This is a genomic window from Alkalibacillus haloalkaliphilus C5 (assembly GCF_000269905.1).
GTDB lineage: Bacteria > Bacillota > Bacilli > Bacillales > Alkalibacillaceae > Alkalibacillus > Alkalibacillus haloalkaliphilus_A.
Window position 1 is genome coordinate 1 of the sequence record NZ_AKIF01000120.1, and the last position, 9057, is coordinate 9057.

Annotated in this window: 11 protein-coding genes and 1 pseudogene; 3 read left to right on the top strand and 9 right to left on the bottom strand. The window is 34.8% G+C overall.

All coding sequences use genetic code 11. From position 1 onward, the window contains the following. On the bottom strand, positions 1-745 hold a 745-nt coding region (locus A194_RS0111925), incomplete at its 3' end, for an alpha/beta fold hydrolase (RefSeq protein ID WP_017187063.1). Positions 746-1002: 257 nt separating this feature from the next. Between A194_RS0111925 and A194_RS0111930 the strand changes: the two genes are divergently transcribed. Continuing rightward, complete coding sequence (locus tag A194_RS0111930) at positions 1003-1218, top strand: helix-turn-helix transcriptional regulator (protein WP_017187064.1); 216 nt, start codon at positions 1003-1005, stop codon at positions 1216-1218. Continuing rightward, on the top strand, positions 1208-1912 hold the full coding sequence (locus A194_RS0111935) for a hypothetical protein (protein WP_017187065.1): 705 nt from the start codon (positions 1208-1210) through the stop codon (positions 1910-1912). Before A194_RS0111930 ends, A194_RS0111935 begins: the two co-directional genes overlap by 11 nt. A 31-nt stretch (positions 1913-1943) precedes the next feature. Here A194_RS0111935 and A194_RS0111940 read toward each other — a convergent pair whose 3' ends face one another. Then, a complete protein-coding gene (locus tag A194_RS0111940; protein ID WP_017187066.1) occupies positions 1944-2459 on the bottom strand; it encodes a GrpB family protein in 516 nt (171 codons plus the stop codon). A 77-nt stretch (positions 2460-2536) separates the two neighbouring features. Next, positions 2537-3154 carry an NUDIX hydrolase gene (locus tag A194_RS0111945; RefSeq protein WP_017187067.1) on the bottom strand — a complete coding sequence of 206 codons (618 nt, stop codon included), beginning with the start codon at positions 3152-3154 and terminating at the stop codon, positions 2537-2539. A gap of 127 nt (positions 3155-3281) precedes the next feature. Here A194_RS0111945 and A194_RS0111950 point away from each other — a divergent pair, with 127 nt between their 5' ends. Next, complete coding sequence (locus A194_RS0111950; protein WP_017187068.1) at positions 3282-4301, top strand: DUF2332 domain-containing protein; 1020 nt, start codon at positions 3282-3284, stop codon at positions 4299-4301. Positions 4302-4408: 107 nt separating this feature from the next. On the opposite strand, the gene A194_RS0111955 is transcribed toward A194_RS0111950, so the two are convergent. The 6 genes and pseudogenes from A194_RS0111955 to A194_RS0111975 form a co-directional block, all read right to left on the bottom strand. Further along, positions 4409-4756 (bottom strand): hypothetical protein, encoded by a 348-nt coding sequence (locus A194_RS0111955; protein WP_017187069.1) that lies wholly within the window; start codon positions 4754-4756, stop codon positions 4409-4411. 140 nt (positions 4757-4896) lie between these two features. Beyond that, positions 4897-5265 (bottom strand): nuclear transport factor 2 family protein, encoded by a 369-nt coding sequence (locus A194_RS0111960; RefSeq protein WP_017187070.1) that lies wholly within the window; start codon positions 5263-5265, stop codon positions 4897-4899. A 44-nt stretch (positions 5266-5309) separates the two neighbouring features. Beyond that, positions 5310-7619 (bottom strand): DUF2339 domain-containing protein, encoded by a 2310-nt coding sequence (locus tag A194_RS18335; protein WP_017187071.1) that lies wholly within the window; start codon positions 7617-7619, stop codon positions 5310-5312. After that, positions 7613-7846, bottom strand: a complete 234-nt coding sequence (locus tag A194_RS19470; RefSeq protein ID WP_017187072.1) for a hypothetical protein — start codon at positions 7844-7846, stop codon at positions 7613-7615. Before A194_RS19470 ends, A194_RS18335 begins: the two co-directional genes overlap by 7 nt. A gap of 368 nt (positions 7847-8214) precedes the next feature. Then, complete coding sequence (locus A194_RS0111970) at positions 8215-8700, bottom strand: tetratricopeptide repeat protein (protein ID WP_017187073.1); 486 nt, start codon at positions 8698-8700, stop codon at positions 8215-8217. Positions 8701-8739: 39 nt separating this feature from the next. Continuing rightward, positions 8740-9057 (bottom strand): annotated as a pseudogene (locus tag A194_RS0111975) (AarF/ABC1/UbiB kinase family protein); the annotation flags it as partial.

The following is a 9057-nucleotide window of genomic DNA, read 5'->3' on the forward strand; positions in this document are numbered from 1 at the left end:
TACAAACCTTATTGAAAGCTTTAGCTTGATCAATATTACATACGTGTCCACAATCCTCAATCACTTCTACCTTAGCATATGAATCTCGCTCTGCAGCATAGTGAGCTCCGTTAATAAAGACGTGGTCCTCATCTCCCATGAGAAAGAGCTTCGGTACTTTATTTTTCATTTCAGTAAATGTTTCATGAATGTTATTTGATGTAATGAGTAGCTCCGCCCACTTAACAAACTCCGACTGCCCTAACTTCGACGCTTCTCGCACGAACATATTTCGCGACTTTTTGTGGTTTTTCTTCGGCATTAAAATAGCCGCAAATAACTTGTATAGGAACATGTACGGAACGATCGAGCGAACGAGATAAGCAATTTTGAACAAAAGGTCAGTCCAAAACTTCCACTTAATAACTGCTCCCCCCATCGTCATCGATGCAATTCGTTCAGGTGTACGACGACAAATCTCTGTCATAACCATTGTCCCTAAAGAAATTCCGACTAAATGCGCTTTTCTTATATTTAAATGATCTAACACTTCCATCACTTTATTAGCGATGTTTTTACAAGTGTATTTGACATCTAACGGCTCACTTTCACCGTGTCCTGGAAAGTTGATAAATAAACAGTTAAAGTATTTTTTAAACTGTTTCGCCTGTTTATAAAATAAAGTATGGTTTCCCCCAGCACCGTGCAAGAATACAACCCATTCCTTGCTCGTCTCATGCTGATACATCTTATAATCTAATAACATGAATGTCCACCCCAACAACCAAAGCTTAATGGAATTTAAACGACTCCCTGTATGGAAAGCCCTTCCATTTCAATTCTTAATAAAAATATCCTTAAGAAAATGTAACACATTTGACCTTCCCTGTCACCTTTTGGCGCGTGTCGATTGTGTGACATAGCAAGAATATAATAATTTTAAAATTTATTTGACTATATGTTAAGTATAATTTACAATATGTTAATAATACTTAACATAAAATTCAGTAGAAGGTGACTGTAATGTTGCACAATTGTGTAAAAGAACTACGGACAAGATTTGGCTTCTCACAAACTAAACTAGCGAACCGTGTTGGCGTAACGCGGCAAACAATCGGGTTCATCGAAAAGGGTGACTTTTCACCTTCTATCACACTATCACTTAAAATTGCTAAAGAGTTGAACGTCAGTGTCGATGAGTTATTTTGGCTAGAAGGAGAGGGTTATAATGAAGAATGATGATTTTAGAGTACAATTTCCGTTGTGGAATATCGCATTATTAATAATATTATCAATCTGGTCATACGGCGTTGTTTATGCGATCGACTTAGTAGTAAGTGATTTTGAAGGTGTATTTTATACAACCGGACAGCAAGTTCACATTAATTGGCACATGCCAAGTGTTTTGTCATTAGTTATTGGGCAATTGGCACTGATTGCGTTCTTCATCATCTACTTCATCAAATTAAGACAATACAATAAAAATAATTCAGGAAATGAATTAAGACTATGCACATTTTTTAAACCTCATGAACTCCTAGAAGACGATGAGTTGTTTCGTCAAGTAACTAAACGAACAACAAAGAAAGTATACATCTTATATGCCCAGGCTATTCCTGTAATCATTTTTCTCATCATGTTCCTACCGACACAACGATTCCTTTACATTACATTATTAATCGTACTGTTAATTGCTCATAACGCTCTATATTTTTGGGAGATTCGCAAGTTTATGAACGGCAAAGCTCAATCAAGTCACACTGGCATAAACCCTGACAAACATTTATCAAGATTTACACTTTTTACGATAGCAATCATCGTCTTTTTAGCATTGGCTTTCCCTACTTATCAATTTGTTCAAATTCAAACAAACCACGAACGCATGTTGGAACAGTTTGAACATTGTCTAGAAGATGGGCATGAAGCATTTTAACTGATGAAGGTAATGTAAACTGTTCGAAAGATTAACGAAATTCAACCCACTCTAATGCTAAACGCTCTATTTCTTGTACCATTTGCTCCTTGCCTTGAACATAAGCTTTAGGATCATATGGATAAAGGCGTGACAATCGCTCTTTCAAATCTCCATATCGCCCACTCACTTGTGGATGGTGTATTAAATAATCTCGAAAAGCAAGGTGTCTTTTAATGTGGGAACTACCTGTTTGGAAAATATGAAGATGGTGTGAGCGGTTGTCACCACCTTTTATAAAAAAACGTCTACCTTCTATTCCATTTTCACCTTTTGGCATAAAGCCTATATTTATAAGCTGTTCATTGTATTGATCAACCGCTTCAACAGCATTAACGACCATTAAAATATCTATAATTGGCTTAGCCTTTAAACCTGGTACAGAGGTGCTTCCAATATGGTAGATGTCTATGTACTCATCACTTAAAAGCGACTTTAATTTTGTAGCCTCTAATTCATACAATTCAGGCCAACTGTTTTGGTATGGTATGACTTCCATTTTTCTCATTAGTACACCTCATAAAAATATTCTAAAAAGCAGTTAAGATTCCAATAATGATGATATCACTCCCCTTCTCTAAAACTCTAATCAAAATAAGCTAATTCATCTGGATGATCTAAATGTTTAAAAGCTAACTTAATTTGTTTCTCTGTATTTCTTGCAACCGAGAGTTCTGGTAATTCATCTTCAGCGAAGAAATCAACCGCACTAGTTTCAATTCCTTCCTGAGCTTGTCCACCAATAATTTCACATTGAATAAACATCTTATAAACATGATATGGAGATGGTGGATGTTGGTGGTCTTTCTTATCAAAAATACTAATTAACTTAGTTGCTTTAACGTCATAACCTGATTCTTCTTCAACCTCTTTTACAGCAACTTCACTTGGTGATAATCCGATATCACCCCACCCACCTGGTAAGGCCCATTTTCCATCACCATTTTCCTTTACCATTAAGATTTTATTATTGTTAAAAACTACTGCTCTCACATCCACTTTCGGTGTGGCATATCCAGTTTCATTTGCGAATAAATCTTTGATTACAGTTTGGTCAATTTCTGTATGCTGCGATAAAATCTCGACACTAATATTCCTAATCATCTTAAATCTTTCTATGTCATACACGTCTTTCGAATATGTTAATCCTGCTTGTGAAATTGATTGAAGCTGCTTTGCCCAATCAAGCCATTTGACGTCCATTTAATCATCTCCTACTATATATACAATCTTTGGTTCTTTTCTGTAATTCATTAAAAGTGACTATGTTACCATTTAATTGTGGTAAGTTATGGAATTATAGATTCATTATACATTGGGGGAATGACTCATGGAACAACGTGTAGCAAATATTTTCAAAAAATTCGCAAAAGAAGAATGTGAAGGGTACTGCGAACTTTACGAACACTTATCTTTAAAGATAGCTGACGACGAAGAGATACTACAATTGGCCTCACACGCAAGAAAGGGACAACCGATTCCGAATTTGTTTTTCGGTGCAGTCCATGCCCTTTTATTAAAAGGTAAAGAACACGAGTTAAAGCACTTCTATCCAAGTATTGTTTCAGAAGTTAAAGATGTAAAAGACTCTTATCCGTATTTCATAGACTTTTGCGAGATTTTTCACGATGAAATTATAGAAATTTTACAATCGAAATTAGTCCAAACGAATGAAGTAAGACGATGTACATACCTTTATCCTACATTCAGCTACATATATGAAATCGCGAAAAAACCGTTAGCCTTAATTGAAATTGGGACTAGCTCAGGCCTTCAGCTGCTATGGAATCAGTACAATTATTCTTATGGTTCAGACCAAATCTACGGTAATCGTCATTCAAATGTACATTTAACTGCTGAGATCAAAGGTAATAATGAACCCTCCCTTCCAGTAGAAGCGCCACCCGTTGCGAAACGAATCGGGATAGACCTCAATGTGTTGGACTTAAATGATGAAGAAGATGAGTTCTGGTTAAACGCTCTCATATGGCCAAATCTTCATGAACGAAGAGAAACGCTAAAACAAGCTGCTGAAATTGTTAAACAACACCCACTTACTTTAATTGAAGGTGATGGTGTGGTTTTGCTTTCCGACTTAGTAAATGACATTCCAGAGGACTATGCAGTTTGTGTTTTTCATACACACGTTGCCAATCAAATGCCTGAGCAGACTAAAGATGATTTGCTTGAAGAAATTAAAAAGGTTGGTTCAACTAGAGAAGTCTTTCACGTTTACAACAACATTCAAGACCGTGATTTACACTTAGACTATTATATAAACGGCGAAGAATCTCTAAACACGATCGCTACAACAGCTGGTCATGGGAAATGGTTTACGTGGGAAATGTAGTTTAAATAATGTTATACGTTCATAGAGCATTGAATTGTAGCTTGATTTAATGCTCTTTTTCACTTCATACATACATTTACTCACTAGGATATATCCTAGATAAAGTATTAATCTTCTAAAAGCCACAACTTTTCCAAGTTCACTTGATTTTGCTCCTCACTTTCTTTAGGTCCCCAGGAAACCGAGACTTTTAATCCCTCCTTCAAATCTTCAAGGTCAATAACTTCCTCTAATTGATCTACCATCTTGCTACTCTCTGTCACTCGCAAGTTCACCTGCATATTCTCACCTTCAACAGCCATCTTTTTATTAATATGATCTAAATCAGTAATAACCCCCCTTAACGAAGAGTGTTGGTGCGTATCAGAAGTGTCTTCCATTGTATTAGAGTAACCGCAGGCGCTAAGTGATAGAAATACACTTATCATTAAAAGAAGAATTAGCTTAAACTTCACTTTTATCACCTCCAACCTTGGATGGACATCAGGCAAATTTAATCATAAAACTCAACAAATCTTTATCCATTTTCTAAAAGAAGGTAGCTCAATTAAGATACTTATTGCCATAATCTCCTAAACTGAACTACCTCCTTGCTTTATGTTAAATCCTCTAGCTCTAAATCCGTGAGCGTTCCTTGATGAAAATAAAATTGCCACCTGCCATCGATATACTTCCAGATCGAGCTACGTAAAGTCTTTCTTCCTCGCGTGTGATCGATAATGTAGTATGTCGATAAGGCAACATCAGAAGCTAGAGGGCGGATTTCATAATTGTGAAGTGTCATTTCTGTTAACACAACACCATCTTCTAAACATTCTTTTTTACCGTACATCTTCCCCGAACTACTGATTTCTAAAAAATCATCAGCTAATATATGGTCAAGCTCTTCGTTGCTTTGACGAACCTCTAGATTAATATGTCTTTCCTCTAATTGTTGTAAATGGGCCTTTAAATTTAAATTCATCATAATCTCCTCAACACCTATTATTTCATTAAATATCAATATTTCTAACTTACTTTCTTTTCTCGATCTTTCCCATCTTGGTAACTAGCCATCTTCTGATAAATATAGGAGATGCCTAATAACGCTAAACCAAAACTAAAGTAAGCTAATATTTTGCTTTCTTCGGTCAGAAATGCAAGATCAAAAAATACTAATTTTCCAGTAGTCAATAAAGTTAACCCCAATCCAAGACGCCTTAAATAAACGAACTTATTCTTAAATCCATAAACAATATAACTGATTGCAACGATTAAATAAATTAAACTAACCACAAAACCAACTTCACTTAATTGGAATTGAACATGCAAGAATGCAGATAAAACCGCTATAAAATAAACCGCTATAATAGTTGGATAAAGTTCTACATTCTTATGTTGACCACGAATATATGCCATTAGAAGATCCCTTCCAGTAGCATAAATTAAGACATTGAAGCCAATCAATATACCTAATGTTACATAGTCCATAACTGTATCCTGCTCACCAACCAAAATAGGCATCGTGGCTGTAACAAATAAACCAACTAGAATTCCAATAAAGTATAAAACTAAACAGAAATACTTAACGACCCGATCATAAAGTATAGTGATTTTCTTTAGAACATACCCTAATGCAACTGATAAGAACGAGAATAGTAATAACTGGTAAAGTATGAAGTGTTCAAAACGAGTGTCAACCAATTGACCAAACCAATAAGCCGCTTCAGTTACGATGTAAATCCAAACGTTTACAAGCGTGAAATATTTCAACCCTTGTATAAATTGTGGAAATCCACTAAATAAATGTGTACGGTTTTTACTCGTTCGGTCATAAACATAGTAAAACATCATTAGAACTAAACCAGCCATAACAACGAAATACTTAAAATGGAAATAGTCAGGTGTCATGTCTGGCATTCCACTTGTGTACCTTAAGACTTCAAATAAAAATGCAACAAGGGTTAAGCCAAAAATAACCCAACCGGCTTTTTCGAGTAAAACCAACTTATGACGATTCGCATAAAGCATAATCACAACACTTTCGATTAACCATCCTAGTGCAAGCCACTCGACTCCAAATTGAAAAGGTACTATTAAAACTAAAAACGTAATCGACGTTCCATAAAATAAAACGATCATTTCTTTTTGTTCGTTCATCTTTTGACCAACAAATCGCCCTAGACCGAAAAATAATAAACCGAAAGTTACAGCTAATAACCCTCTAAAGTCTTCCCAACCTAATCCGTTAAATAGTTGGTAAATTACTGTACAACATATTGCTGTATTAATAGCTAAAATGGACAGGTCCATCCATTTAAATGAAACTTTATTCGAAAACGGATAACCGATTCTTAAGAATAAATATAGAAGGAATACAGCAATCGTATATACCATACTTCCACCTAAAGTTGGTGATAAATAGATTAAAATAAAGAAAGACGGAAGATTTAACAAATAGCTAATATAATGAACGACATTCCATTGTTTTTGAAAAGATATCCACAATATAGATAAGTTTAGAATAAGAATGTAAGTCATAGAAGCATAGACAGACACGCCATCAAGACCAAATGAAATCAAATATGAGTAAAATGGAATGTATCCTCCAATTAACCCAAACGTACATACTGTTTTGGATTGATAATGTAATGACAAGATTATGGCTGTGACAGTCACTAACACTGATAATAATAAGGCTGTTATAAGTCCTATAATTTCTAATAAGAAGTAGCTAAAGAAAATGGAACCGTATAGTACAGCTACTCCACCACCTATTAAACCAAGTGAAAAGACCCGCTGATTCTTTCGATATAACCATTCACCACCGATCAACATGATCACTCCAAGAAGTGAAAATAATCCTCCTTTAGCATAATCGTTGAACCATGTTGAGTATGAATATCTAAATGCAGCCGCTACACCAAACAGAATGAGTAAGATCCCAATTTTATTAATCCAACCTAAGCCAATTTTCATTTCAACTTGGTTTTGCTTTACCCGTTTTTGAATAACATCTTCTGATAATTCTTCATCGGCTAATTGATTATACTCCTTAGAATAAGAGTCTATTAATTCCTTCTCCTGTTTGGCGAAAAATTGCCTTTCTTCATGAAGCATTTCATCAATTTCAGCCTCTAAGCCGTTTAACTTAGTTAATATCTGCTGTTTATTTTCTTCGACTGATTGATTAGCTTTATGTTTAAGCTTCTCAATCTCTCTTCTCGAATTTTGTTCTAAACTAGTTAATCGGTTGTGAGTATTGTCTGTATTTGAGCTGAAATAAGTGTCTAGTTTCTCTTTTGAAACTTTAAGAAGGTTCGTTTTTTCATCTAACATTTGTTCTTGAAGTGCATACCGTAATTTTTGGTTCTCCTTCTCGATTTGCTGAAATTGCTCATTAAGTTTATGTAATTTCTCTTGATATTCCTCATTCTTCTTTCGGAATATCTCATTTCCTGATGAACATCGCTCAATTCATAATCTTCAACGATAGCATTAAACTGCTCTGTTAATTTTACCTGTTCATCCTTTATTTTGTTTAATTGGTGTTTTATTTGGTCCATTGAACCACTCCCCCCTTGGAATTAGTATTTAATATACTAAATTTAGATTGCTTTTGCCTGTAACACATCACCCCAGTCACTACACAATTTCGACAAATAGAGAGTCAATACCTTTTTTGTATGACACCAGTCTCTAAAACAAATAGAAACGACTAAGTTGTAATATAAAAACAACCCACAAAATGCTGTATCAACACTTTATGGGTACCAGACTTTCAGTTCACAGTATTCACTTTTTAAATTGGCCTTTTTGCTTTCGCTCAGCTTCACTTTTTTCGATTTTGCGTCACATTCTTATGATTGTGTTGCTCAACTCAACATTCCTTATATATGCACGTAAAAACTCGTGGAAACTACCCCTATAACCGTTATCTCCAAACTTCGTCCAATTGATTCGAATAAAAATCAATAGCTTTTTTATAACTTAATATTTCTTGATCGTTTGTTGTATCGATTAAACATTTCAACAATAACTCCATCGCTTTACTATGTTCGTTTAAATTATATAACGTCATAGCATAGAATGTATGAAGCGCCTTACTGTTTGGAAATAATTCCATTCCTTTTTCAAACGTACTTTTTGATTGTTCATATTCTCCTAAAGTTCGATAAGTGCTACCTAACCCTAGGAAAGCCTCTTGTAAATCCTCTGATGGTAAGCCTAATTGGATCGCCTTTTCGTAAAATGGAACAGCTTTCGCTTCTTCTCCTAATATGTCACAGCTCCAAGCACATTGATAATTAATCGAAGCATCTTCAGGATACTCCTTCACTAATTCCATAAGTAATTCTTTAGATTGTTTATAACTTCCATTCTTTCGCAAATTAGTAGCTTCATTTAATTGTTTGATCATTACACCCATCTCCAATTTAGTTTCGTGTACTCTCCAAAGTTACTTTCTTCTCTTTTCATGCATATATTTCATCCATTTTTTTAACTTAAAACTACAAATAACATACCCGATACCACCAACGACAGAAACTACGATCGAAAGCTGTAAAATCGTTTGATGGGATGTATAAATACCTACTCCTATTCCGACAAAACCGAGGAATGTTAGTTGAAATAATTGTTTTTTGTAATTTTCATATATAGTAAATTGAAAATCTCTTCTCTGTTCTGTTTCTTTTATATCCTCGAATCTTTGAGGTAATTTAAGAAATTCTGTAAAGGATTGAACTGTCTTAAATAATGGCTGAGACTGCCAAGG

Coding starts and splice junctions, on each gene's coding strand:
- A194_RS0111930 (WP_017187064.1), top strand. CDS start 1,003: ATGTTGCACAATTGTGTAAAAGAACTACGGACAAGATTTGGCTTCTCA.
- A194_RS0111935 (WP_017187065.1), top strand. CDS start 1,208: ATGAAGAATGATGATTTTAGAGTACAATTTCCGTTGTGGAATATCGCA.
- A194_RS0111940 (WP_017187066.1), bottom strand. CDS start 2,459: ATGAGAAAAATGGAAGTCATACCATACCAAAACAGTTGGCCTGAATTG.
- A194_RS0111945 (WP_017187067.1), bottom strand. CDS start 3,154: ATGGACGTCAAATGGCTTGATTGGGCAAAGCAGCTTCAATCAATTTCA.
- A194_RS0111950 (WP_017187068.1), top strand. CDS start 3,282: ATGGAACAACGTGTAGCAAATATTTTCAAAAAATTCGCAAAAGAAGAA.
- A194_RS0111960 (WP_017187070.1), bottom strand. CDS start 5,265: ATGAATTTAAATTTAAAGGCCCATTTACAACAATTAGAGGAAAGACAT.
- A194_RS18335 (WP_017187071.1), bottom strand. CDS start 7,619: ATGTTAGATGAAAAAACGAACCTTCTTAAAGTTTCAAAAGAGAAACTA.
- A194_RS19470 (WP_017187072.1), bottom strand. CDS start 7,846: ATGGACCAAATAAAACACCAATTAAACAAAATAAAGGATGAACAGGTA.
- A194_RS0111970 (WP_017187073.1), bottom strand. CDS start 8,700: ATGATCAAACAATTAAATGAAGCTACTAATTTGCGAAAGAATGGAAGT.